Below are 25,365 nucleotides of genomic sequence, written 5' to 3' on the forward strand. Positions count from 1 at the left end.
GATTGAATTGTCTAAGATAAGGGCGGTGAGGGGGCGCTGAATGGAAGCCGGCATTGTTGGCTTCCATTCATGAGGTCGATGACGCTATTGCCCTTTTTGAGAAACAAGCACGTTTGGTCGTGCTTGTTGTGGTAGAGGCATGAACTAGACGCGTTGGAAGTGGCTGTTTGCGGATGTGACGTGGATAGGTCTTAATGACAATTGATGGTCATTCAATAGGGAAGACTCGCTTTCTTGTAATTCCGTGAGGACCCGCTGAGCAAGCTGGGGGGTGATTGGCGCGTACAGAAAACTGATCTCACGTAAAATGTTACTCACCACAAAACAGGTGCTTTGCACGTGCGCTTTTGTTTGACCTTGTTTGATAGCCCAAGGTGCTCTTTCATGAAAAAATCGATTCAGTGTTGTTAAGGTGTTTTGCAAGGTTAGGGTTGCCTGATACAAGTCATGCTGCGAGTAACTGTCAATGACGTGCCGCAGCTGTCGTTCACAGTCGCTGACGATGGCGAGACAAGCGTCATCTAAGCACGGCTGCACTTCGCGGCTGAGTACGCCATCAAAGTTTGTAAGAATCAAGGTATGATTGCGTTTGACCAAATTGGCAAAATTATTCACCAAATCGGCATTAATGAGTTCGCTAAGTTCATCCAGCGCGAGGTTACCATCTCGATATAAGGGTTTTTGCCTCACTAAAGCGTACCTTAGGCCGTCTGTTGACAGGGCGTTGCTAAATTGACATGGGTGTGAGGTGGTTTGAGGAATCGATTTGGATATTTTATGGCCCTCTATTGTCCACCAACCATGGACGATAAGCTGGTTCGGTAAGGGGAGATCGAGTGCAAGTAAAAAGGCTGGCCAGTACAGCGCATGAAACTTAAAAATATCCTTGCCCAATATATGTCGAGTACGCGCGATGTCGACTGGCGAATGCCCTGCTTGTTGTATTGCCGTAATATAGCTGAAAAGAGCGTCAATCCACACATAGATAGTATGGCTTGGGTCACCCGGAACCGCGACGCCCCAATCCGTATTTATTCTGGAGATCGAGAGGTCATCAAGAGGTCCTTCTTCCAATTGACGGATGATCGCCTGCTGAAAATGATTCGGGGTAATGGCGTTGGGGTTTGATTGATAAAACGCCAACAGAGCGCGTCTATATTTGTCGAGTCTGAACAAGTAGGTCTCTTCTTCTACGCTTTGAACCGCTTGTTTGTGTGTTGGGCAATGTGTTTCGTCGACCAGTTCGTGTTTCGAATAAAATTGCTCGCAACCGAGGCAATAGTCACCGCGATAAGTCCCTAGGTAGATGTCGTCATTGGCCTGAAGTTGTTGCCAGATCGTTTGGATATAGTGCTTATGTGTGCTTTGTGTTGTCCGTACAAATATGTCGGGTTCTATATTGATCTCAGGCCAGAGAGCTGAGAAGGATGCGGATTTCTGGTCGATAAACTGATGGATGTTTTCGCCTGCTTTCTCGGCCGTCTGAGCAATTTTTTGGCCGTGCTCATCCGTTCCGGTAATGAAGAAACTGTCCTGACCAGAAAGCTGAGTGAAACGATGAAAGATATCAGCGACAATGCCACTGTAAGCGTGGCCAAGGTGCGGTTCGCCGTTTGCGTAAAAGATAGGGGTGGTAATAAATGACGTCATATCGAGTGCTCCAGTGTGGATGTTGCATTAACTGGAAATCGAAGTCATCAGTAAGGGGATGTATTCATCATTCCAGCAGAGAGTCGTTGGAATGATGTTGCGTTGGACTTTTTTAGAGCAAGCAAACCATCCCTCTCAGCATTCGCTGTGAAGGCATAGTCATCATTGAGATTTGGTTCAAATATATTTCGCTCATAAATCTAAGCTATCAGATAATCTTTTGTTCCACAACCACTTGCAGTGCGGCGTACAGTCGCCTTTAACCACTTATTGCGTTCTTGTCTTTGGCCCAGTGACACAATGAAAGTGGTGACTTTTCAGTTCAACCTGCTTGATTGAGGTGATAAACTGTCGATCTATTCGATCGAGTGATTAACAGGACTTACAATGAATCCGATTATTGCCATGCTAAGAGAAAACAACATCAGTGATGAGCAAATCAACGAGATTTTTCAAACTTTGACCCAAAACCCACTGGCGGCGATGGGGACCATCAGTCAGCTGGGTTTACCTCAAGACAAGCTGCAAATGTTGATGGGGCAAGTGATGCAAAATCCTGCTTTGATCAAAGAAGCGGTGGAGGAGCTGGGGCTGGATTTCACTAAGGTAGAACAAGCCAAAGAGAAGCTCAATAAGTAAACGCCATGGTGAATGATGGCTAAATACATGATGGTACACGCAGTGCTGCCTATTGAGCACTGCGTCAGCGTCATTAAGCGTTATGGAGGCTTGTGAACACTCTATACTGTTTAGATTGGCGTTAATTCAATTTTGAACGTTTGACACTTATTTGGCGTTAAGGCTTTTCTGTTGAGGACGGCTAAGGCGATAAATCACCTCTGAGTGTTGAGGGTAAGCCTCTAATAACGTTTCTTGGCTAAAGAGTTCAAAGTCTTCAAAAGTAAAGCCGGGTGAGACCATGCACCCAACCAGTGAAAACCCTTGTCCATTCATCTCGGAACCAAAAATACATCCTTTAGGCACCAAAATCTGAGGTTTCTCCCCTGCGGCGATATTAAGGCCCAACTGAGCGGTAGTGAGTTGACCGTATTCATCAATCATAGAGATGGTTAATGATTCTCCAGCGTGGAAGTACCACATTTCATCAGCGGTTAAACGGTGAAAATGCGACACTTCACCGCGACGTAAGAGAAAATAGATACTGCTCCAGAGTGATCGTGTTTCATCGAAGGACTCCTGAGAGCCATAGCTTGCACGGTAATACCCACCTTCAATATGTGGCTCCAGTGCTAAATGTTGTATAAGTTCATCGGCGCTTTGCATGCGTTACGTTATCCTTTGAGTCAGTGACCTTGTTGATAGGTGGCGAGAAAGCAGTCAGTGGCCCTCTTTACCTGTGAGAACAACATCCTGTCTGTGATCGTGCGTTCGGATGATGGCCGTTTGCCAATATGCCACTAGGCACTCATCTTGGCAATCTGCTAGATTGAGAGGATTGTTGTTTTGGCGCCTTACGTGTTCTTTCTATTCAGAGTTAGCTGCAACACCTTGCCACGGTTCAAATTTGTAACATTACCCACTGGCGTTTTGGCGGATAGTCGTTAGTTTAACGGATGCGGTGCGTTGCTATGAACGTATTGAGGGTGGGTATCGGTTCGGAACCAAGCCACCGTAAATCCGCACAACAAGCGGGCAGTCCAATAACTAGGAGAGACATCATGTTCAAAGGCGCTATGCTAGGTGCTGCTTTATTCGCGACCTCTTTATCTGCAGCTGAAGTGGAAAGTGTTGTCAAATATGAGAGCCAATTTTCGGTGCAGGAAACGGCCGACCGATTTGAAGCATTGGCGAAGAAAAAGGGGTTGACGTTGTTTGCACGTATTGATCATCAAGCGAATGCTGAATCAGTAGGGCTGACGTTAAGGCCCACTCAATTAGTGATTTTTGGCAACCCAAAAGTTGGGACGCCTCTAATGCAATGTAAGCAGGAGGTTGCTATTGACTTACCACAGAAAATGCTGATTTCTGAGGACAGTAAACAGGCTGTGTGGATTTCGTACAATAACCCTGAAGCACTTAAACAGCGCCACCATATCGAAGGGTGCGATACGTTAGTCGGTAAAATATCCAATATTTTGCGTGGGCTGGCTCAGGCAAGCGCCCAAGAGTAATCCTGTTCAGTGATTCGGTATGGCTCCAACTTAAACCGTGACCAATGCTTAAATTGGAGCCATGCTTGAGAGTGTCTGTTTGGCTAAATTCACACCTTAACATCCCTTTGAGTTGATTTCCTGAAACACGGCAAAAGATTCCCCTCGTCCATATCGAACTGGCGTATGATAGAGCCGATTAGTGTCTGGGTTTTGGGGAGGATGAAATGTTAGTAGAACGTTGGTTAGAGCTTGAAGGGGATGCACTGTACTGTTTATCAACACCAATCAATAAAGGGCAGGAAACGCTGGTTCTTATTCACGGATTAGGCGACTCACACCTGTGCTTCGCAGATGCGATTGATTGGCTACCCAACTATAACCTTATTATGTTTGATCTTTGCGGTTATGGATACTCACCAGCGTCAATGAGTTCTGATGATACTCGATATCAAGCGCAGCGAATATTAGCAGCACTTGATTCGATGAGTATTCAACAATGCTTTGTGCTTGGCCATTCATGGGGTGCGGATACCGCGACCTTAGCGTGTGAGTTGGATACCCGCGGTATCGTGCAGGGCTTGATCAATGTCGAAGGTGGCCTGCATAAACAAAACATTATATTGTCGCAAATTATTGCGCAGCATTATTCGAATCTCAATGAACAACAGTTTTCTGATTGGGTCAAGGGAGAAGGTTTTGCTCATCAGTTCTCTTTACTCTGGTCTCATGGTGCCGGAGTGGAATACTTGTGTGCCGTTCGCCGTTGTAAACCGAGCGTTCTGGGCAAGACAGCCACAGAAATTTACGCTCAGCACCAAACGTGTGATGAACGCGGTGTCGTGGAGTGGGGGAGAATTTATGAGGATCTGTCGCTACCAAAAATCTATTTCTGGGGAACAAGAAGCCTAGAAGGTTGTGATATGGCCATTGAATTTATCAAGACAATCAATAATGTCTCATTTGAGGGGGCTCACCATTGGGTACAGAGCATACCATCGATATTTTATCCGCAAGTGGATCGCTTTATTCAGCGTGTCAGAATGGTGAGAAGTGCTTAGGTTAACATATTGACAAGCAAAGAGAGACATGGTGATAAAATTGGATTTTTATGATTAATCCCATCAAATTATTTGAATGTGTCTTTTATAAATGTAACAATTTACCATTAGAGCAGTAGGTAAGATTTTTTTATAGACTGATGATTAACGAGAATAAAAATCATAGAGGAATGACAATGCAGTGGTATTTGACGGTAATAAAGAAGTATGCTGTGGTGGATGGTAGAGCAAGGCGAAAAGAATATTGGATGTTTGTTTTATTCAACATTATTTTCTTTTTTCTTCTCACTATGATAGATCTCATGGTTGGCACCTTGGTGTTAAGTTCAATTTACAGCTTAGCAATGTTGGTTCCTAATTTGACCAGCGCAGTGCGTCGTTTACATGATACTGGTCGAAGTGGCTGGTGGTTACTAGCGACCATGGTTCCGTTTTTAGGCTTAGTTGTGGTTTACTTCATGGTTTGTGATAGTGACCCGAAAGATAACCAGTATGGTTGTGATCCTAAAGAGCTGGAACGCCTCTCCGCATAATGTCACTTGGGGCACTTGTCCTTTTATGTCATCGGGTGATATAGAAGGGTGCCCCTATATTCACTGAACATAGCGTCTTGTATTATTAGGCATGTTTTAAGCCATTTGGTTGCGGCGTAAAGGGCACCTGCCTCTGTGTAAATTAAATACATCACTTAGTCTACCGGGTGGGTGGACTTTTATTTGGGATCAAATTAAAAACAAAAGTACATTATCTTTACGCCTTAAGTAATTAAAGATAGACACTCTTACCTTTTTTTAACGTACTGCCTTTGATATTTTCATTGAACACTCGGCCTTTATTTAATGACAATATTAACACTTGCGATCTAAGCAGCTAGACGATCCCTAATCGCTGCGTGTTATTTGGCGTATGGAATATGGAATATGGAATAAATTTTAATGACAAAGTTATTTTTAATGCCAGCTAGCCTGTTAGTGCTATTGAGTTTATCTGGCTGTTCTTCAATCAGCGAAGAAGAATGCGTTCTTGGCGACTGGTATCAGATTGGCCTTAGTGATGGACAGCAAGGAAAGAGAAACAGTCTGGCACTCTACAGCAAAGACTGCGCTAAATATAATGTTGGTGTGGATAGTTCAAGCTATTCTCAAGGTCGTCTTCAAGGGTTGACGTCATATTGTACTTATGAAAATGGTATTTTGGTTGGCAAAGCCCGAGTTGCCTATCATAAGGTTTGCCCAGCTGACTTATCTAAAGACTTCTTAGCGGGTTATACGCCGAACTTCAATTTGGAGCAAGCCAAATACAGAGTCGTAGCGCTCAAAAATAATCGACATAATTATACTACTCGGTTAGCGGAGAAAAACATCTCGGTCTCGGAACGTCAGCAGTTAGAGCTAGATTTGGCTTCATCCAAATCAGCGCTTGAATCAGCAGAAAGTGAGTTGGCTCGATATCAGGTTGAGTGGGCACTGGCCAAATTACAACGAGAAATGGGGCAAATCAATACTGAGCTTGCCCAACCCGGCGCTTCAGGGTTGCACAAGGCGCAGTTAAATCGTCGGCTTGCGACACTAAATAGTCAGCGTACTTATTATGAAACCCTGCTACAAACGGGTAATACAATAAAAAGCATAAACAACATTTTCGACATGTTTTAGAGATCAAAAGGACAGATTTTGAGGCGGTATCGTTCGCTGTGAGTTTATTGTAGGATATTGAGAGCAATGATAAAACGCGTAGCTAGAGGAATGTATGCCGATTCAAATAGAGGTCTTTTTGGTCAATGCTTTTACGGCCAACGGTACTGGCGGCAATCCGGCGGGCGTGGTGTTCGATGCGGAGAGTTTGTCTGAACAGCAAAAACTCGACATTGCTCAAGCGGTCGGTTACTCGGAGACAGCGTTTGTATCGTGGGATGGACGGGCTGAATTTGAGGTGTCCTTTTTCACGGTTACAGAGGAAGTAGATTTTTGCGGCCACGCAACGTTGGCCGTTTTTGCAACCTTGTATGAAACTGGCCAGATCAACGCTGGAGAGTATTGGCAAAAAACCAAAGCAGGAAGATTGTCAGTTGTGATAGAGCCCACTGGGCAGGTCATTATGGGGCAAGCCTTACCCAAGAAACTTGCCGGGTTCTCCGGGCGTGATGTGGCACCTCTTCTCGGTATCGATGATTCGGTGATCGCTAGCACTGGCTTACCTGTCGAGGTAATTTCAACGGGCTTAGCCGATGTGATCATTCCAGTCAAAAAAGGGTATCTAGATAAACTAAAACCCAATCATACGGCTATATCTGCTTTTTGTGAGGCGCATCAGGTGGTCGGCTTTCATGTCTTTGAGCTTGGTACTGCGGAGACTTCTGTTAGTGCGCGTTGTCGCAATTTTGCCCCCTTATTTGGGATTGATGAAGAATCGGCAACAGGGAGCTCGAATGGGGCTCTGGCGTGCTATTTGACCGAGCACTGCCCCTCTGATGAACCGAGTCACTATCTTTTTGAGCAAGGTAAAGCAATGAATGCCACGTCGATGATATCAGCCTCGGTATCTACCCAAAAAGATCAGGTTGTGAGTGTGAGAGTCGGCGGGTTTGCTCGTAGTATTGGTCGCTTGACTTTTGATTTGTCACCCACCGCTTGAGTCAGTGATAAGGGGTGAGCCTTCTCTCTTCCTTTGCAAGTCATAGGCGTCTTCATAGTAACGATTGGGGTTACAGAACAAAGCGAGCGGTCACGGCCACAAATGCATGGTCGCTGGCTTGCTTGTCCCGCTCAAAATTTGGGTTGATCAGGTGGTTGTCGAGAGTCTGATACTGAGTAATATCAGCCAAACAGTGTTGGGAGTCAGGGTGAAATTCTTGCGAGAGCAGAATGTAGTCCAACACATTCCCAGTGGCGAAGTGATAGTGTGTGGCAGGGCGCTCAGCTGCGGGCTGGTTGTTGTGGTAGAGCGACCAACTGTCTTCCAAATTCAGGCGCACGCTTTCTGGGCTTAACGCACTGGTAAGCAAGCCAGTGATTCCAAGAGTTAATGGTTGATTCATATCACCAAGCAGTGCGGTCGGAACCGGTTGAGTTTGATATTGTTGCTCAATAAATAAACGTAGTAGGACCGCTTCCCAACCACGTTGTTGACTTGAGAGCCAACGTCCAATTAAAGCCTGAGCTTGCTCGGGCGCGTCGTTAGCACTCGCTCTTTGCGATTTTAAGTGGCAAACGTAAACGGCCACCTGCCCGATGTCTGGAACGTCTATGACCGCATAGATAGGGGCACGGCTAAATTCTGGTATATCTAGGTTGGTTTTCTCTAACGGTAAAGCACAAGTGGTGACGGCTTGTGTGTGGGTGATCGGATACCTAGAGGCCAGCGCCACGACAGGTTGAGAATAAATATAGCCACTTTCGACATGGGGAGTATCAACGCACGTGAAATAGGGGTAGCCCATGTCAGCAAACAGTTGTTGTGCAGCGTCAATGCTGAATACTTCTTGTACTCCGATAATATCTGCGTTTAATATCTGGAGGTTGTGTTGTGTCCATCGGCATTTCTGTTGCCAAGCCGCGTTGTCATAAATATTCTCAAAGTCATAAAATGCGTTCGGCGGTTTGATGAAGTTGAATAAATTTGCCGTTGCAAGCGTCAGTGTTTTGTCTGTCAGCAATGCAGTTGCCTCTGAGTAAAGTCTCGATGTTTAGTGTAACCAATTACGGTGGTCTTTTCTTAAGATTACGACCTTATGGCGATCTTACAAAAATGGGGCAGACAATTTAGGAGCGATTTATGAAAGCAATCGAGCAGATACTTGATTTTATGGTAGAAATTGAAAAGCTCAAAGGAGTCCAGCGTCAATCAAAGCCAGTGGGGATGACTCGCTATGAAAATTCAGCTGAACATAGTTGGCATGTTTGTGTCAGCGCGTTAATGTTGCACCAATACGCGACGCAGTCAGTGGACATTAATCGGGTTATAAAAATGTTGTTGATCCATGATATTGGTGAAATCGATTCCGGTGACCAGATTGTCTACGAAGGAGAAACTCAAGAGAAAAAGCATCAAGAATGGCGAGGGATCAAGCGGATTTTGGATCAGTTACCCAATCATGATGGCGATGCCTACCTGAAACTGTGGGAGGAGTTTGAAGCAGGCTTGAGTGAAGACGCCAAGTTTGCCAAGGCGATTGATCGAATTCCTCCGCTGCTGCATAACATCCACGGTGCCGGGCATGGGTGGAAAAAGCATAAGGTAACGAAAGAAAAAGTTCTCGCTCTCAATGGTGAACGGATCGCTGCGGCGAGTCCAGAGATTTGGGCCGTGGTTGAAGCAAAACTTCAACAGGCGATCGCCGAAGGGGTGTTGACGTGATATCAGAGGTTGAGCCTTGGGCCAGCATTGTCTAGAATGCGCCACTACTTATCCATTTCAGGTTATGAACATGAGCGACACTAGCAAACCCACGTTACCCGATCACTTGGCCGGCAATCCGCGCAGCCCACATTACGTGGCAGAGTGTTTTGAACATCCTATTGGTATCCGTTTAAACGGTAAGGAACGCCATGATGTTGAGGAATATTGTATCAGTGAAGGGTGGGTAAAAATTCCGTCTCCGAAAGCGAAAGATCGTTTCGGACACCCTATGCTGATTAAACTGAAAGGTGAAGTTGACGCTTTCTATAAGTGATGAGCGTCGGCTGAATCCGTCGTTTCTCGAATAAAGTGGCGCATTAGCGGCTCAAAAAAATCCGAGTGTTAGGCACTCGGATTTTTTATTTGTTGCTGGGGATCAGAAGTTGGCTGAGCGCGCTGCCCGTGGGAATGGGATCACGTCGCGGATGTTTGCCATACCCGTAACGTATGTGACGAGACGTTCAAAACCCAGTCCAAACCCTGAATGTGGCACAGTACCGTAGCGACGAAGATCGCGATACCAGTTCATATGCTCAGGATCGATGCCCATTTCGACCATACGCTTGTCGAGCAACTCCAAACGTTCTTCACGTTGAGCGCCTCCTATGATTTCACCGATGCCAGGCGCAAGTACATCCATTGCCGCAACGGTTTTACCATCCTCATTCATTCGCATGTAGAAGGCTTTGATGTCTTTCGGGTAATTTTTCACAACAACAGGAGCTTTGAAGTGCTCTTCAGCGAGATAGCGCTCATGTTCTGAAGACATATCAATACCCCATTCGACAGGGAATTCAAAGGTTTTACCTGAGTCCAGCAAGAGTTGGATCGCGTCGGTGTAGTCGACTTGTGCAAAGTCTGACTCAACAAAATTTTCAAGACGAGATATGGCGTCTTTATTGATGCGCTGAGCAAAGAACTCAAGGTCGTCGCGACGCTCTTCTAGTACGGCTTTGAAGACATATTTTAGCATGTCTTCTGCAAGTTTAGCGACATCGTTAAGATCGGCAAAAGCCACTTCAGGCTCAACCATCCAGAACTCAGCCAAATGACGGCTTGTGTTTGAATTTTCTGCGCGGAATGTCGGTCCAAAGGTGTACACTTTACTCAGAGCACATGCGTAGGCTTCGGCATTCAATTGCCCTGATACGGTCAGGAATGTTTCTTTACCAAAGAAGTCTTTGTCATAATCAACGTCGCCCGCTTCCGTCATTGGTGTGTTAACCATGTCCAATGTTGAGACGCGGAACATTTCACCAGCGCCTTCTGCATCTGAAGCGGTGATCAGTGGAGCGGACACCCAGAAATAGCCTTGCTCATGATAAAAGCGATGAATGGCTTGAGACAAGCAGTTTCTTACGCGGGCGACAGCGCCAATTACATTCGTTCGTGGACGAAGATGCGCCACTTCACGAAGATATTCAATAGAGTGGCGAGTCTTGGCCATTGGATAGGTGTCGGCGTCTTCAACCCAACCTACTACGGTGACGGCTGTTGCCGCGAGCTCAAAATCTTGCCCTTTCGCCGGAGAGGCGACGATCGTCCCTGTAACTTCAACCGAACAGCCCGTCGTTAGTTTGAGGACTTCATCATTATAATTATTGAGATTATTTGGGACCACGGCCTGAATAGGGTCGAAACAAGAGCCGTCGTAGATGGCAACGAAAGAGATTCCAGCTTTGGAATCACGACGTGAGCGAATCCAGCCGCGGACAGTGACTTCACTGTCAACCGCTAGCTTACCGCTTAATACGTCTGATACAGGCGCGTAAGTCATGGTGTAAGTCTTCTCCATAGAGTAATAAAGACCAACCCGAAATATTCTTTTGGCTTAGGGATAGAATATGGCCAAGTGGGGGGTTGGACCGAAATGTTATGAACGAGATATATTACCTTTCAATTTCTTGGCTTCAACCTTTATTCGCAATTTGTGGCACAAAAACCGATTAATTGAGCCTATTTTTTATGCGACAGCGTAAATTGATCGATGAGTGATTCAAGATAGTCTGAAAGTTGTTCAAGATTTAAACTGATATCACGTGTTGCCGCAGCCGATTGAGAGGTATCGTCAGCGTGTTGGGTGATGATTTTGACCTTGGTCTGAACCTGTTGGCTAATGTGTGTGGTATTGTTGGTTTGATCCTGAATGTTGTGAGCATGATGCAACGCTTGCTGCATTTCGGACATAACCTTGGCCATTTCGACCGACAGCGCTTCTGCCTGATCAGAGCGACGATGGGCTGTTTGGCAAACCGTATCGACTGAGTTCAGTGATGTTTCACTGTCTTGCTGAAACTGGCCGATAATGGTTGCAATGCTGCTGGTCGCATCCGCTGTGCGGCTGGCAAGCTGACGCACTTCGTCAGCGACGACAGCAAAACCTCGACCTTGTTCGCCAGCCCGAGCTGCTTCGATAGCAGCATTCAGTGCCAGCAAATTCGTTTGGTCGGCAATACCCCGAATAACCGCAAGGATGCTCGATACTTCGGTGGTTTGTGCATTTAGCTCGACAATATTACGTTTTACTTGTTCTATATCCGTCACGAGAGTTTTAATCTCTGTGCTCGTGTCGTGTGCCGTTTTGGCACTTTTCTGTGCAACGGTGGTTGTGTGTTTTATCAAGTTGGAGGCTTCGTCTGTCGCTTGCTTGACGTCGAGTTGACGTAACTGCATTTGCTCCATATTGATTTGCACATCCGACGTTTCGTTTTGCTGGTTGTGTGCCGCTTGGTCGGTGACTTGAGCGACTGTCGTGAGTTCAGCCGCAGAGCGGGAAAGATGTTGAGCGGTGCGCTGTACCTTCTCTATGCTGACGCTGACCGTGTCCATAAAAGAGTTAATGGCCATCGCCAGTTGACCTATCTCATCATGATTGTTGAAGGGGAGACGTTGTGCCAGATCTTTACTTTCACTGACACTTTGCATGTAGTGAGAGGTTTTGAGAATGGGTCTAACAATGAATTTCCTGATCAAGACGAGGGTGACGATAAAGCCGATCAAGCCGAATGCAGCCATGATAGTGACGGCGATCATTGTACGTTGGTTGATCATACTATTGATGTGAGACAAGTTGTATTCAAGCCGGATTGCGCCAAGGACTTCACCTTCTGGTGTCATATGGCAGGCAACACAATTGGTTCCGCGGTAGTTTTGACTCGCTTTCATCGGCAAGGCGACCACCAATCCGTTGCCCCAGTCGGCAGAGATTGGCTCAATCACCAGTTCACCGTTGAGTGCTCGTTGATCGATCTCATCTGCTGGCGCCTGATTGAGCTGACCAGCACCATATAGGGCGCTTACGGCGTCTGCACGTAACACTTTGACCTGTTCTATTCCGTCTTGCGCCAATGCTTTTTGACGCAAGGTTTCTTTTTGCGCCATGGTGCCAGTAAGCATCATCATATTTAAGCTGTCGAAGTAATTACTTGCTTTGTCATGAAGTTGTTCGCTGAGCACCGAGTTCATTAACTCTCTTTGTTGCCAGTATTGGTACCCTGTCGATGAGGCAAGAACGAGGGAAAATACGGTAACGAGGGTCACTAATAGTTTGGTCGTAATGGTTGAGCGCATGGGCAAGTACTTAATTTATAGAATTGAAATTGGCGGAAAACATAATGACGAATATGCACCATCACTCAATAGGGCTGTGCCGTTATTGTGACCTTGTACTCTGTGTGGTTATTGAATTGTGATGCAGGCCGTTGCCTTTCACTGGTCGACAGTCGATCGGTGATAACTTTTTCAGCGACGGGTTATCGCCTCACTGACGATCGCTTTTGTCAAACAACATGGGTCGAATCACGGGTGGCCACCTTGGTTTTAACGAAGGTCATTCAAAGATAACTGCAGGGCTTCTCAAATCCAGCGAATAAGCATGAAAATCATAAGGTATTTCTGGTTAATTATTGGCTTAGTGTCGCTTTGCTGGCGTTTGTTGTACGCTTTGAGGTAGCAAGCAACCCGCTATTCGTTGCCATTGCGGCATGAATTTCCACAACGCGCTTGCAATGATGGGGTGAAAGTTATTAAATTGGCGCCGAGATTCGAAAAAGCACCGAGATACTTGCCGATGAGGGCAATGCACGTATCGTGCATAGGTGCATAGGGCCACTCCAAAGAGTGGTCTTTTTTTTTCAGAATACCTTTTGACACTACGGATAAATTGAAATGAACACTCAAAAAGTTGAACTGTACAAAGAGTTTATGTTTGAAGCTGCACACCATTTGCCACACGTGCCTGAAGGGCACAAGTGTGGACGTTTGCATGGCCACTCTTTTTTAGTTCGTCTTTACGTTGAAGGCGAGGTTGATCCCCATACTGGCTGGTTAATCGATTTTTCAGAGATTAAAGCGGCGTTTAAGCCCATCTATGATCAGCTTGACCATTATTACCTTAATGATATCGAAGGTCTTGAAAATCCAACCAGTGAAGTGCTGGCGAAATGGATTTGGAATAAATTGAAGCCGGCATTACCGTTATTGAGCAAGGTTGAAATTCGAGAAACCTGCACGGCGGGATGTATTTACAAGGGTGAATAATTGGGTTAGTGGTTGAAAGCGGAGCGTAAAGCTTCGCTTTTTTGATGTGGCTCACTTGGTTGGTTTCATTTGTTCGGCAAATTATTACGCTGGACGATTGCAATCCGCTTATCAATGATTAAGATGGTGGGCCTCTTCGTGTTGAAGAGCGAATAGCATAGGATTGGCTATTACTCAGGAAACGGATCGTTTCGCATTATCGGACACTCACATGATTGTTAAAATAACGACGCCTATTATTGAGCCTACAGAAGGCTCGCCACACGCTGCTCTATTGTCACTCATCTTTGCCAAAGCGCGCGCTTTTTTTTCCTTTTCTATCCCCTCTTTCGGTTGCGCTTTTCTGTTTAAGGTCCGCTATTCGTATTGCTTTTGATTGTTTGCCATCGCGCTTTTTATGCGCACTTACCTTCTCTTTATCAAAATTTTAAATTAAAACAGATACGAAAAATATGAATACGAAACTTCTCGGTAGCTCCCTGATTATCTCCGGCACTGCGTTAGGCGGTGGTATGCTTGCAATTCCTATGGTTCTGGCACAGTTTGGCCTGTGGTATGGCACCATGTTAATGTTATTTATTTGCTTTGGCACTACGTATGCGGCTTTGCTGTTGTTAGAAGCCACCCTGAAATCAGGCGGTGGTTTGGGGTTGAATTCGATTGCCCGACAGACCTTAGGCCCGATTGGCCAGCTCATAACTAACGTGCTTCTCTATGCATTACTGATTTGCCTTTTGATGGCGTATATTGTCGGGGCGGCGGAACTTGTTGTTAAGCTGAGTGGGGCGATGGGGCTTTCTTTGACACCCATGCAGGCGCAAATCGGTTTCACCGTCATTGCAGGTGCGGTGATTGCCTGTGGAACGGGGGTCATTGATAAACTTAATCGCAGCCTGTTTTTTGTTATGCTCGGCAGTTTAGCGGTGAGTCTAGCTCTTTTGGCACAAAACGTTAGCCTATCGAATATCACAGGAGCGATCAATACTGACCAACTCGCTTTGATCAAAACCAGCGCCGTGCTATTCACCAGTTTTGGTTTTATGGTCGTGATCCCGTCTTTGGTGACTTACAACAAGGAAGCCAGTGATCGTCAATTACGTAATATGGTCTTACTGGGCTCAGGCATTCCTCTTGTTTGTTATCTATGTTGGCTGTTTGCTGTGGTTGCTAACCTTAAGCCAGAACAACTGGGCGGCTTTTCCGATGTTGCCGAACTGGTCGCGGTGTTTGAATCTCACTCACCTTGGATTGGTTCTGTTCTTTCAGTGTTTACCGGATTGGCGTTGCTAACTTCGTTTTTTGGTGTGGCTATGTCGCTGTATCACCAGAATCAGGATATGTTAGGACAAAACCGTATCATTACCTATTTTGTGACCTTTATTCTGCCATTGGGTGGAGCAATACTCGCGGCCAATCAATTCCTTTCTTTGCTCAAGTATGCTGGTATCATCCTTGTCTTTTTGGCTGTGTTTGTTCCATTGGCTATGGTTGCTTGCCTTCGTTTAAAGGCGATTGAAGCGAGACGTTACAGTGCAGAGGGGGGAGGCCTAATGCTAGCCTTTACCTTGCTGTTCGGTCTGTTTTTGTTGGCCTCCCAGTTGGTTTAATCATGTAGCCTGAGGGGTTATGATCTGGGGTTAGATTGACTCCGGATTTTTATGTCTCTCGGAAGTCATGTTAACCCTCGCTGTTTTGGGGGAATAAAAACGCCCCAAGTCAATGAGATTTGGGGCGTTTTATTAATGTATCCTTGGTTCAGTTTTTGCCAGATAGATCGCGAGTCTTAGCAGATTACTTTCACCGCGAGGCCACCCTGTGACGTCTCACGGTATTTGGCATTCATATCTTTACCCGTTTCAAGCATGGTTTCGATGACCTTATCCAGAGAGACGGTGGGAGCCGAAGAGCGACGAAGCGCCATACGAGAGGCGTTAATCGATTTAACTGCCGCGATGCCGTTACGTTCGATACAAGGGACTTGTACTTGTCCCGCGACTGGATCGCACGTTAACCCTAGGTTGTGTTCCATGGCGATTTCTGCGGCCATACAAACTTGTTCCGGACTGCCACCCATCAGCTCAGCAAGGCCAGCGGCTGCCATAGAACAGGCAACCCCAACTTCGCCTTGACACCCGACTTCTGCGCCAGAAATGGAGGCGTTACGTTTGTAGAGACCACCAATCGCGCCTGACGCTGCAAAATAACGCAGGTAATCTTTCTCAGTGACACTTTGAATAAATTTGTCGTAGTAAGCCAAGACCGCGGGAATAATGCCACACGCGCCATTTGTGGGGGCTGTGACCACTCGTCCACCTGCTGCGTTTTCTTCATTTACGGCAAAAGCAAACATGTTGACCCAATCAACGACTGTCATAGGATCATTTGTGGTTTTTTCCGATGTGATAAGTTGTTGACGCAGAGCTGCTGCACGGCGCGGAACACGCAGCGGACCCGGCAGAATGCCTTCGGTATTCATTCCTCGATCCATACATTCACGCATTGTTTTCCATATGTTAGCAAAGTAGGTTCGAGATTCTTCTTCCGAGTGAAGTGCGGCTTGATTCTTCATGACGAGATTACTGATGGACAACCCGTGCTCTGTGCATTGATTCATCAGCTCTTCTGCGGTCGTAAATTCGTAAGGCGTTTTGATTGGGTTTTCTTTCTCTTTGCCGAAGTTCTCTTCGTCAACAATGAAACCACCGCCAATGGAATAATAGGTTTTAGAGTACACGGTTTGTTCATCAATCCACGCGTGGATTTTCATCCCATTTTCGTGCAGTTCTAGGTTGGTTGTATGAAAATTCATACCGCCTTCTTTTGGGAACGATACTGTGTGACAGTGCATGCCAACAGGGAGGCGTTCCGTTTCCTCTACGCGTGCAATAAAGCTCGGAATAGAGTCGATATCTACTTTCTCTGGGGTGTTTCCAGCAAGCCCCATAATTATCGCGATATCCGTGTGGTGACCTTTCCCTGTCAGTGATAATGATCCATATACGTCGACGGTGATTTTAGTGATGTCACGCAATTTTCCCATTGAGCGCAAATCATCAATAAATTCTTTACCCGCCTTCATTGGGCCTACCGTGTGGGAACTGGAAGGACCAACGCCGACTTTAAAGATATCAAAAACACTAATCATATCGATTTCCTCAGAACAAAGCCTCCCAAATAGCGGGAGGCTTATTATTATCGTTATATTTTTGCTTCAATTGCTCAATATATTGAGCAGATTAAAGAGCGCCGTAGACTACAGAACTAATGGCCGCAAGACCACAGATAGTTGTTAAAATCTGCACGGGCGCTGATGTTTTGTACTTGACTTGCATTGGCACGTTTACCATGTCCAATACAGGCATAGGAAAAGGATGGCAAAATCGATGTCCTAATTACAACGCGTCAAGCTGTGATAACAATGATTGCCAAGGAAAAGCGTAAACAACAGAGCTTATCGCAGCAAGACCACAAAGAATGGTGAAAATCTGTACGGGCACTGATGTTTTGTACTTCGCCATCGCCGGCACTTTGATCATGGCCAATACCGGCATAATGAAAAGGATAGCTGCGATCATAGGCGCACCGATCGTTTCAATCATGCTCAGAATGCTTGGGTTAAAGATGGCGACAACCCACGTTGTGATAACAATAAATATCAAAGAAAATTGATTATAGAAGCGTGCAGGAACGTTTGGTGTCTTTGAACTTGGTTTGATCAGGCTAACGAGACCTTCATGGGCACCTAGGAAATGACCAAAATAGCTGGATGTGATGGCAGCAAACGCAACCAATGGGCCAAGGAATGAAATTAACGGAGAGTCATGAATATTGGCTAGATAAGACAACACGGAAATATTTTGTTCTTTTGCCATGGCGAGTTCTGCCGGTGATAAAGACAAAACGACAGAAAAAACAAAGAACATCACAAAGCCCATTAACATGGTCGATGCACCACCAGTGATGGCGTCTGTTTTCTTTACCGCATCGTCGCCATAGACTCGACGTTGTTCTTTCGAGAACTGAGAAATGATCGGGCTGTGGTTGAACGAGAAGACAATGATAGGAATGGACAGCCATACCACACTAGGCAAAGTCGACCAGTCGGGGGCTACTTCTATCATTGAGCTGTTCCAACTTGGGATCAGGTAAACCGATAGAGCGAGGAGAATAACCACTAAAGGGTAGACCATTGCGGAAGTGACTTTGAGCATTAATTCTTTACCAAACACGACACCAGCTGTCATGGCGGCAATCAATGCGCCGGAAAGTAGCCAGCGTGGAATGGGCTCCATGCCCACTTGATTGACAAGAAAGGAATCAACAGTATTCGTGATACCAACACCGTAGATCAACACAATGGGATAGATGGCGAAGAAGTAGGCAAAAGTTATAAGGTTTGCGCCAGCGATACCAAAATGTTCTTCAACGGTGTCAGTAATGTCAGCTTCAGGGTTCTTGGCCGACAGGACGAAACGCGCGAGTGATTTATGAGCGAACCAAGTCATCGGTGCGGCGATTAGTGCAAGGATAACTAATGGCCAAAAACCACCAGCGCCAGCTTTAATTGGTAGGAATAGGACACCAGCCCCAACCGCAGTACCAAATAAAGAGAGGCACCAAGTGAAGTCTCTGTAATTTAACTTACTAGACGATTGTGCGGGAATTTCCGCAGTTTTTGTAGTATTCATTTTGTTATACTCATTTTAGGAACAGGAAATAAGTCAGGTGCAATTTTGCATAATTTCTTTGCAAGAAAAGTAGATCTAAGTCATGGTTTGATAGACGGCACAGTATGATATGCCAAAAACAGTGTTTTGTTCACTAAAATGACGTGCTAGTAACGAATTATACTAGCGTTTTACATTAGTAAAATTCATCTTGTTACCAGAGTGTTTGGTGTGTGTCTTAATAAGGTTTTCGTTTTATTTACGACTTGTATCTCGACTGTTTCTAAGTGGTGCTTGTTGTAAAGATTATGTTTAAATCAATGCATGATGTGTTTTTGCATCGCATAAATGATTTGTGCGGTCATGCCCCAGATAAAGTGTTTTTGATAGGACAGACCAAAGATTTGGTGACTCAGGTTGTTGATTTGAAAACGTTGGCTGTGCAATTGGTGTTGATCAAAAATAATGCGGGCGGGTATTTCAAAAATTTCATCCACTTCGTTGCTATCTATTTGCGGGTGGTAATCCGGTGAGATAAAAGCGAGAAAAGGTGTCACGGTAAACTGACTGATCGTGGTGAGTTCAGGCATCTGTCCAAAGATAGAAATTTTTTCACGTTCAATACCAATTTCTTCATAGGTTTCACGCAGAGCCGTATCTGAGAGGTCGAGATCATCAGACTCATGTTTGCCACCAGGGAAACTGATTTGGCCAGGGTGGTGCCTGAGATGTTTTGCCCGTTTGGTAAAAATGATAGATAAGCCTTGCTCTCTTTCTACAAAGCCAATTAAGACTGAAGCTTTACGCAATGAATGTTGGTTAAGGTGGGCGACACGTTTGAGGGCTTCGTGATCGTAATCGACAGTCAACTGCAATTGAAACTTTTGAATAAGGCGGCTTTTGTTGAGTTGAGAAGGCACATTTACTCCATACGATAATTGGTTACCTAATGGTGGGCTCAAAGAAAATGATACCACTTAAGCATAGCCTAATGTATTTGTTTTCGGTATCGAAAAGCAGAGATTTGTCTGTGTTCTATGCCTGAATGAAGGCGCGGCATCTGCGCTTTGCACTTGCTGCACGCCCTCACGGTTACAGGTCTTAATTATTCGAGTGTTGGCAGGATACGACACAATTTATCGAGAGTTTCCTGATACTCCGCGTTGCTTTTGCTGTCCGCGACCAGACCTCCTCCAGCCCAAACATAGATCTGGGCCTTCTCTGCGATCAGTGTTCTTATTGTGATACTGGTATCCATGGCCCCATGGCGGCTGATATAGCCAATACTGCCACAGTATGCACTGCGTCGATGTGGTTCAAGTTCTTCTATGATTTCCATGGCCCGAATTTTGGGCGCGCCAGTGATGGAGCCGCCTGGAAAGCTAGCTCGCAGTAGATCCGTTGCAGAGTACTGCGAAGCTAACGTGGCGCGAATAGTACTGACGAGGTGGTGGACGGCGGGAAAGCTCTCAATATCAAACAGTTTCGGGACGTGTACAGTCCCTGGTTGAGCCACTTTTCCAATATCATTGCGCAGCAGGTCAACAATCATCAGATTCTCTGCCTGATCTTTTTCTGACTGCGATAATGCCGTGGCCTCTGCTTCATCTAAGGTTTTGTCAACATGCCGCGGCCGAGTACCTTTAATGGGCTTTGTTTCGATTTCACGATTGTTTAACTTCAGAAATCGCTCGGGAGAGACACTGATAATGGCACCTTGCTCGGTGCGAATAAAAGCAGAAAAAGGTCCCTTATTGACGGCCTCTAGTTTCTGGTAGGCGTGCCACTCGCTGCCAGAGTAGGGCGCTTTAAATCGCTGGGCGAGATTGATTTGGTAGCAATCCCCGCTGCGCAGGTATTCTTGTACCCTGTTAAATTTATGCGTGTAATTTTGCTTGGTCATATTTGACTGCCACGGGCCAAGCAGAGTGAAGGGCTGGCAGTTTGGCTCTGGGTGAGACAGGAGCCAGTCATAATGGTCTTCAACTTGCTGACCGACGACACAAGCACTTTGTTGGTGGTGATCGATGATAACCGCCCAATCGTAGAGGCCGATCGCCATATCTGGTGTCGTCAGATCGTGATGAGCCTTGGCTGGCAGAGCTTCAACTCGGCGGCCTAAATCGTATGAAAAGTAACCCAAGGCTCCGCCAACAAATGGAAGTTCACCCATGTAGTCTAGCTTCGGGAGCCACTGGCTTTGCTGTTGTTCAATGAGTGTGAAGGGATCAGCGTCGGACTCAAATGACGCCTGTGGGTTGCGAATTCGAGTTAGTGGCCCCAAGGTCGTCAAGGTCGCTAAAGGCTTAGCAACGATAATATCAAATCGACTATCAACATGGTGTTCTGAGGCGGAATGTAACAACATTGACCAAGGTTGGGATTCAATGCGGCTAAACAGCTGCTTTGACAGCGCCGGATGATAGGCGATCGGTTTGATTTTTAAGCAATTTGGTGCGTTGTTATTCATTTGTGTAATTTGTGACAAAGAAATCGTACATAGCATAGCAAGAGAAGGGATCCAAGAGTATCATAATGCAGTCGATTGCCGCTACTTTGACGTTTTATTATAAAAATGATGTCAGTAATCTAAGCTTGTTTATAGAAATGATGATAAATGTAGGCGAGCCACAACCACTTGACATCAACGATGGCGGCTATACGAAGGAAGCATAACAATAACGAGGCATGCAATGACGGTAATTCGCAAGCAAGATGTGATCAGCAGTGTCGCTGATGCACTTCAGTATATTTCTTACTATCACCCTTTGGACTTTGTTCAGGCTCTTGAAAAAGCGTACCACAAAGAAGAAAGTCAGGCGGCAAAGGACGCGATGGCTCAGATTCTGATTAACTCTCGTATGTCGGCAGAGGGGCATCGTCCTTTATGTCAGGATACAGGCATCGTAACCTGCTTTGTTAATATCGGAATGCAAGTCCAGTGGGACGCGACCGACATGACGGTGCAGCAGATGGTAGATGAAGGAGTGCGCCAAGCCTACACCAATCCGGATAACCCTCTGCGAGCTTCGGTATTAAAGGATCCAGCAGGTAAGCGTATTAATACGAAAGATAATACACCGGCTGTGGTGCATATTAATATGGTGCCGGGAAATACGGTTGAAATTCAAATTGCGGCTAAAGGTGGCGGTAGCGAAAATAAAACCAAGATGGTTATGTTGAACCCATCCGATGATATTGCGGAGTGGGTAGAGAAAACATTACCTCAGATGGGCGCTGGCTGGTGTCCACCGGGGATGCTGGGTATCGGCATTGGTGGAACAGCCGAAAAAGCGGCAGTATTGGCAAAAGAGTCTTTGATGGAACACATCGATATTCAAGAGTTGATTGATCGTGGCCCAAACAACGCGGAAGAAGAACTGCGTCTGGATATCTTTAACCGAGTTAATAAACTCGGTATTGGTGCACAAGGGCTAGGTGGGCTAACGACGGTCGTTGATGTAAAAATAAAAACGGCCCCAACGCATGCTGCCTCGAAACCTGTTTGCTTAATCCCGAATTGCGCTGCGACGCGTCACGTGCATTTCACACTTGATGGTCGCGGCCCAGCTAATTTGCAGCCACCTAAACTTGAAGATTGGCCAGAAATCACTTGGGAAGCGGGCGAAAATACGCGACGTGTCGACCTTAATACGGTCACGAAACATGATGTTGAGCAATGGAAAACGGGTGAAACCGTGTTGCTTTCTGGGAAGATCCTGACGGGACGTGATGCGGCACATAAGCGTATTCAGGGGATGCTAGAGAGCGGAGAAGGTTTGCCTGAAGGCGTCGATTTGAAGGGTAAGTTTATTTATTACGTGGGTCCGGTCGATGCCGTTGGTGATGAAGTCGTCGGGCCCGCGGGGCCAACAACCTCAACGCGAATGGATAAGTTTACTGATATGATGTTAGAAAAAACTGGCATTATGGGTATGATTGGTAAGGCTGAGCGAGGACCTGCAACGGTAGCGTCGATCAAACAGCATAAAGCCGTGTATCTGATGGCGGTGGGTGGAGCGGCTTATCTTGTTTCTAAAGCAATCAAGAAAGCTCGTGTTGTGGCTTTTGAAGATTTAGGTATGGAAGCTATCTATGAGTTTGAAGTTGAAGATATGCCAGTAACGGTTGCCGTTGATTCCAGTGGGGCGAATGCGCACCAAATCGGTCCTGATACTTGGAAAGTTAAGATTCAGGAAATGGAATCCTAAACCTAGATAAGTCCGTCAGGCTTTTTTGATTGGTTACGGTTGTAAGCCTTTGGTGTTTTGCCAAAGGCTTTTTTGATTGTTGTAGGCTGATTCTACCGTCAATTGACATAGCTTTTGACCGATAAAGCCAAGATGTTTGCTGAACATACCAACCATCGTCCCCTTACCGAGATTGACCAGAGGTATTATTTATTCATCTTTGATTAAGATTACCTAAGGTAGAATCCTCGGACTTTTATAGCAAAGAGGTATTGCATGAAGCGTATTGGTCAAGAAGTGAATGACTTTATCCATCGGAGTGTAGATTCCCACATTCGTGTTGCGGTTACGGGTTTGTCACGCGCCGGTAAAACTGCATTTATCAGTTCTTTGGTTAATCAGCTGCTTCATACTTCTACTCATGATCGTCTTCCTTTGTTGGCCTCAGCACGCGATAAGCGTCTAATCGGGGCAAAACGAGAGCCACAGACCGATATGATGGTTCCTCGGTTTGGTTATGATGAAGCCATGGAAGCGGTGTGTTCTGAACCTGCCCAATGGCCAAAACCGACTCGGGATGTCAGTGAAATTCGGCTTGCCGTGAAATACAAACCGACGCGTAAGAGCAAGAGACTGCTTGGTCAAACCGCCACTCTACATATCGATATTATTGACTACCCTGGGGAATGGTTGCTTGATCTTCCATTGCTTGATATGTCATTCGAACAATGGTCTCAAAGTCAGTGGTCGGCTTTAAAAGGTAAGAGAGGAGAGCTTGCCAAAGCGTGGTTAAATGAACTGCAAACACTTGATTTAAAAAGTGAAGCTAATGAGCAGCAGTTGGCGCAAATCGCTCAGTCGTTTACCGACTATCTTCATAACTGCAAACAGGCCGGATTTCATTGGGTTCAGCCTGGGCGTTTTGTCCTACCAGGTGAGCTAGAAGGTGCGCCAGTATTACAGTTTTTCCCTTGCCGCGTCAGTGATCAAGAAAAAATAGTGAAAGGTTCTAATTTGGCAATGCTTAAGGCTCGTTACCAAGAATATCAGCAAAAGGTGGTCAAAGCGTTCTATAAGTATCATTTTTCTACCTTCGATCGTCAGATTGTGCTGGTAGACTGTCTGCAGCCTTTGAACTCAGGGCATGAATCATTCACTGATATGCGCCATGCCCTTGAACAACTGTTGAACAGCTTCCGCTATGGTCGAAGTCATCGCCTGAAGCGCCTGTTTGCTCCTCGGATCGACAAAATTCTTTTTGCGGCGACCAAAGCCGATCATGTTACCCCTGATCAGCATGCGAATCTGGCCTCGTTACTTCAGCAAATGGTGTACCCCTCTTGGCAAAAAGCTTCGTTTGAGAATATTGAGATGAGTTGTATCACGATGGCATCGATTCAGGCGACCACACCAGGCTTTATTCAACAAGGAACGGCGTCGATTCCTGCGATTCAGGGGGTAAATATAGCGGGGCAGCCACTGACTCTGTTTCCCGGCGAAGTACCCAAAAAGCTGCCCAGCCAGAATTATTGGGACACGGGAGGGTTTGAATTTACGGGTTTTTTACCGAAATCCAGTCCTAGAGATGAACCTCTGCCTCATATTCGTATGGATAAAGCGATCGAATACCTGATTGGAGATAAGTTGAAATGAAGCCAGTAGAACCACCTTCCCTGAAACAGAAACACATCTTCACCCAAAATCTTCGTCCAGATCCGATAGAAGCGGAAACGCTGCGAAAGCGAGTGGTGAGCGATAAAAGTCCCAACGCATTTTCTCCCGCCGAAAACGAACCTGTTGATGCACAGGATGACCTTGCTATCGACTTAGAACCTCTTATTCGACCGAAGCTTGGGCGGCGATGGGCAGGAGGGATCTTCTTGGTTTCTTTTTCGAGTTTGCTCGCTTGGCAAATGATTGACCGTGTTATTACATCTTATCAACTGGGTGACTGGCTATCGTTGGGCTGGACGGGTTTTATGTCGGTATTGGCCTCGTTTGGAATCGGGGTGCTGGCAAAAGAAATGTGGAAACTGAAAAGGTTACGACGTCACTTTGATTGGCAGCAAAAGAGCCAAGCACTTCTGGTCTCGGACAGTGTGGGTCAGGGGAAACCATTTTGTGAGCGTCTCGCGCAACACAGCGGTGTACAGCCACACTCACACAGTTATGATCGCTGGCTGAATATGATTCAGCGGTCACATAGTGATGCCGAAATTGTCGAATTGTACGATGCGATAGTCGTCGCTGAACAGGATAAAGTGGCCACTAAGATCATCAGCCGATACGCCACGGAGTCGGCTGCCCTCGTGGCGATAAGTCCATTGGCTATTGTGGATATGCTGCTCGTGGCTTGGCGGACGTTTAAAATGATTGACAGCGTGGCGGATGTGTATGGCATGGAATTGGGCTATTGGTCGAGGCTGAAACTGTTTAAAGCAACACTCATTAACATGGCTGCGGCCGGCGCGAGTGAGCTGGCGATTGATGCAAGCATGGATCTGATGTCTATGGATTTGGCGGGCAAAGTGTCTGCTAGGGTCGGGCAGGGCATCGGCGTGGGTATATTGACCGCCAGATTAGGCCTAAAATCGATGGCGTTACTTAGACCGACGCCTTGGCATCAAGAGCGGAGTGTTAAGCTTGGTACAATTAGAAAGCAGATCGTAGAAAAAATCGCCTCATTAACAATCAAATAGTATGAATGTGAAGCCAGTATTGCGGGTTTGCTTGACGAAGATCAAGGCTT

General features: G+C 46.1%; 22 protein-coding genes. 13 read left to right on the forward strand and 9 right to left on the reverse strand.

Going from position 1 to position 25,365, the window contains the following annotated elements; translation table 11 throughout:
- Window positions 1-144: 144 nt before the first annotated feature.
- Entirely contained in the window at window positions 145-1,650 is a 1,506-nt protein-coding gene (gene metG / locus HLM86_RS03045; RefSeq protein ID WP_170881995.1) for a methionine--tRNA ligase, read from the reverse strand.
- 387 nt (window positions 1,651-2,037) lie between these two features.
- On the opposite strand from metG, the gene HLM86_RS03050 reads away from it, so the two are divergent.
- Complete coding sequence (locus tag HLM86_RS03050) at window positions 2,038-2,289, forward strand: DUF2999 family protein (protein ID WP_076589403.1); 252 nt, start codon at window positions 2,038-2,040, stop codon at window positions 2,287-2,289.
- A 147-nt stretch (window positions 2,290-2,436) separates the two neighbouring features.
- Here the strand turns inward: HLM86_RS03050 and HLM86_RS03055 are convergent, their stop codons facing one another.
- Complete coding sequence (locus tag HLM86_RS03055) at window positions 2,437-2,934, reverse strand: cupin domain-containing protein (RefSeq protein ID WP_076589402.1); 498 nt, start codon at window positions 2,932-2,934, stop codon at window positions 2,437-2,439.
- A 395-nt stretch (window positions 2,935-3,329) separates the two neighbouring features.
- Here HLM86_RS03055 and HLM86_RS03060 point away from each other — a divergent pair, with 395 nt between their 5' ends.
- The 5 genes from HLM86_RS03060 (at window position 3,330) to HLM86_RS03080 (ending at window position 7,456) form a co-directional block, all read left to right on the forward strand.
- Window positions 3,330-3,782, forward strand: a complete 453-nt coding sequence (locus HLM86_RS03060; protein ID WP_076589401.1) for a DUF302 domain-containing protein — start codon at window positions 3,330-3,332, stop codon at window positions 3,780-3,782.
- 206 nt (window positions 3,783-3,988) lie between these two features.
- Window positions 3,989-4,822 (forward strand): alpha/beta fold hydrolase, encoded by an 834-nt coding sequence (locus HLM86_RS03065; protein WP_170881994.1) that lies wholly within the window; start codon window positions 3,989-3,991, stop codon window positions 4,820-4,822.
- 176 nt (window positions 4,823-4,998) lie between these two features.
- Window positions 4,999-5,355, forward strand: a complete 357-nt coding sequence (locus HLM86_RS03070) for a DUF805 domain-containing protein (protein ID WP_076589399.1) — start codon at window positions 4,999-5,001, stop codon at window positions 5,353-5,355.
- Between the two features lie 402 nt (window positions 5,356-5,757).
- Window positions 5,758-6,477 carry a DUF2799 domain-containing protein gene (locus HLM86_RS03075; protein WP_076589398.1) on the forward strand — a complete coding sequence of 240 codons (720 nt, stop codon included), beginning with the start codon at window positions 5,758-5,760 and terminating at the stop codon, window positions 6,475-6,477.
- Between the two features lie 94 nt (window positions 6,478-6,571).
- Entirely contained in the window at window positions 6,572-7,456 is an 885-nt protein-coding gene (locus HLM86_RS03080) for a PhzF family phenazine biosynthesis protein (RefSeq protein ID WP_170881993.1), read from the forward strand.
- A 70-nt stretch (window positions 7,457-7,526) separates the two neighbouring features.
- Here the strand turns inward: HLM86_RS03080 and HLM86_RS03085 are convergent, their stop codons facing one another.
- Window positions 7,527-8,477, reverse strand: a complete 951-nt coding sequence (locus HLM86_RS03085) for an endonuclease/exonuclease/phosphatase family protein (protein WP_076589397.1) — start codon at window positions 8,475-8,477, stop codon at window positions 7,527-7,529.
- Between the two features lie 119 nt (window positions 8,478-8,596).
- Between HLM86_RS03085 and HLM86_RS03090 the strand changes: the two genes are divergently transcribed.
- Window positions 8,597-9,178 carry an HD domain-containing protein gene (locus HLM86_RS03090; RefSeq protein ID WP_170881992.1) on the forward strand — a complete coding sequence of 194 codons (582 nt, stop codon included), beginning with the start codon at window positions 8,597-8,599 and terminating at the stop codon, window positions 9,176-9,178.
- A gap of 70 nt (window positions 9,179-9,248) precedes the next feature.
- Window positions 9,249-9,494, forward strand: a complete 246-nt coding sequence (locus HLM86_RS03095; protein ID WP_076589395.1) for a DUF3297 family protein — start codon at window positions 9,249-9,251, stop codon at window positions 9,492-9,494.
- A 102-nt stretch (window positions 9,495-9,596) separates the two neighbouring features.
- Here HLM86_RS03095 and asnS read toward each other — a convergent pair whose 3' ends face one another.
- Complete coding sequence (gene asnS / locus HLM86_RS03100; RefSeq protein ID WP_170881991.1) at window positions 9,597-10,997, reverse strand: asparagine--tRNA ligase; 1,401 nt, start codon at window positions 10,995-10,997, stop codon at window positions 9,597-9,599.
- Window positions 10,998-11,176: 179 nt separating this feature from the next.
- Complete coding sequence (locus HLM86_RS03105; RefSeq protein ID WP_170881990.1) at window positions 11,177-12,790, reverse strand: methyl-accepting chemotaxis protein; 1,614 nt, start codon at window positions 12,788-12,790, stop codon at window positions 11,177-11,179.
- Between the two features lie 597 nt (window positions 12,791-13,387).
- On the opposite strand from HLM86_RS03105, the gene queD reads away from it, so the two are divergent.
- Complete coding sequence (gene queD / locus HLM86_RS03110; RefSeq protein ID WP_170881989.1) at window positions 13,388-13,759, forward strand: 6-carboxytetrahydropterin synthase QueD; 372 nt, start codon at window positions 13,388-13,390, stop codon at window positions 13,757-13,759.
- A gap of 452 nt (window positions 13,760-14,211) precedes the next feature.
- Window positions 14,212-15,366 (forward strand): aromatic amino acid transport family protein, encoded by a 1,155-nt coding sequence (locus HLM86_RS03115; RefSeq protein WP_170881988.1) that lies wholly within the window; start codon window positions 14,212-14,214, stop codon window positions 15,364-15,366.
- Between the two features lie 176 nt (window positions 15,367-15,542).
- On the opposite strand, the gene HLM86_RS03120 is transcribed toward HLM86_RS03115, so the two are convergent.
- From HLM86_RS03120 to pabB, 4 genes are all read right to left on the reverse strand, one after another.
- A complete protein-coding gene (locus tag HLM86_RS03120) occupies window positions 15,543-16,904 on the reverse strand; it encodes an L-serine ammonia-lyase (RefSeq protein WP_076589390.1) in 1,362 nt (453 codons plus the stop codon).
- A gap of 247 nt (window positions 16,905-17,151) precedes the next feature.
- Window positions 17,152-18,447 carry an SLC5/6 family protein gene (locus tag HLM86_RS03130; RefSeq protein ID WP_076589389.1) on the reverse strand — a complete coding sequence of 432 codons (1,296 nt, stop codon included), beginning with the start codon at window positions 18,445-18,447 and terminating at the stop codon, window positions 17,152-17,154.
- A gap of 296 nt (window positions 18,448-18,743) precedes the next feature.
- Window positions 18,744-19,346: a CoA pyrophosphatase gene (locus HLM86_RS03135; RefSeq protein ID WP_076589388.1), complete on the reverse strand. Its 603-nt coding sequence runs from the start codon at window positions 19,344-19,346 to the stop codon at window positions 18,744-18,746.
- A gap of 185 nt (window positions 19,347-19,531) precedes the next feature.
- Entirely contained in the window at window positions 19,532-20,896 is a 1,365-nt protein-coding gene (gene pabB, locus HLM86_RS03140) for an aminodeoxychorismate synthase component I (protein ID WP_076589419.1), read from the reverse strand.
- A 223-nt stretch (window positions 20,897-21,119) separates the two neighbouring features.
- Between pabB and HLM86_RS03145 the strand changes: the two genes are divergently transcribed.
- The 3 genes from HLM86_RS03145 (at window position 21,120) to HLM86_RS03155 (ending at window position 25,315) form a co-directional block, all read left to right on the forward strand.
- Window positions 21,120-22,637 (forward strand): fumarate hydratase, encoded by a 1,518-nt coding sequence (locus HLM86_RS03145; protein ID WP_170881987.1) that lies wholly within the window; start codon window positions 21,120-21,122, stop codon window positions 22,635-22,637.
- Between the two features lie 255 nt (window positions 22,638-22,892).
- Window positions 22,893-24,269: a YcjX family GTP-binding protein gene (locus tag HLM86_RS03150; protein WP_170881986.1), complete on the forward strand. Its 1,377-nt coding sequence runs from the start codon at window positions 22,893-22,895 to the stop codon at window positions 24,267-24,269.
- On the forward strand, window positions 24,266-25,315 hold the full coding sequence (locus HLM86_RS03155) for a YcjF family protein (protein WP_170881985.1): 1,050 nt from the start codon (window positions 24,266-24,268) through the stop codon (window positions 25,313-25,315). The genes HLM86_RS03150 and HLM86_RS03155 overlap by 4 nt, the downstream gene beginning before the upstream one ends.
- Window positions 25,316-25,365: the final 50 nt, after the last annotated feature.

Source organism: Vibrio ostreicida, assembly GCF_013074385.2.
In the GTDB taxonomy this organism is placed as follows: Bacteria; Pseudomonadota; Gammaproteobacteria; order Enterobacterales; family Vibrionaceae; genus Vibrio; species Vibrio ostreicida.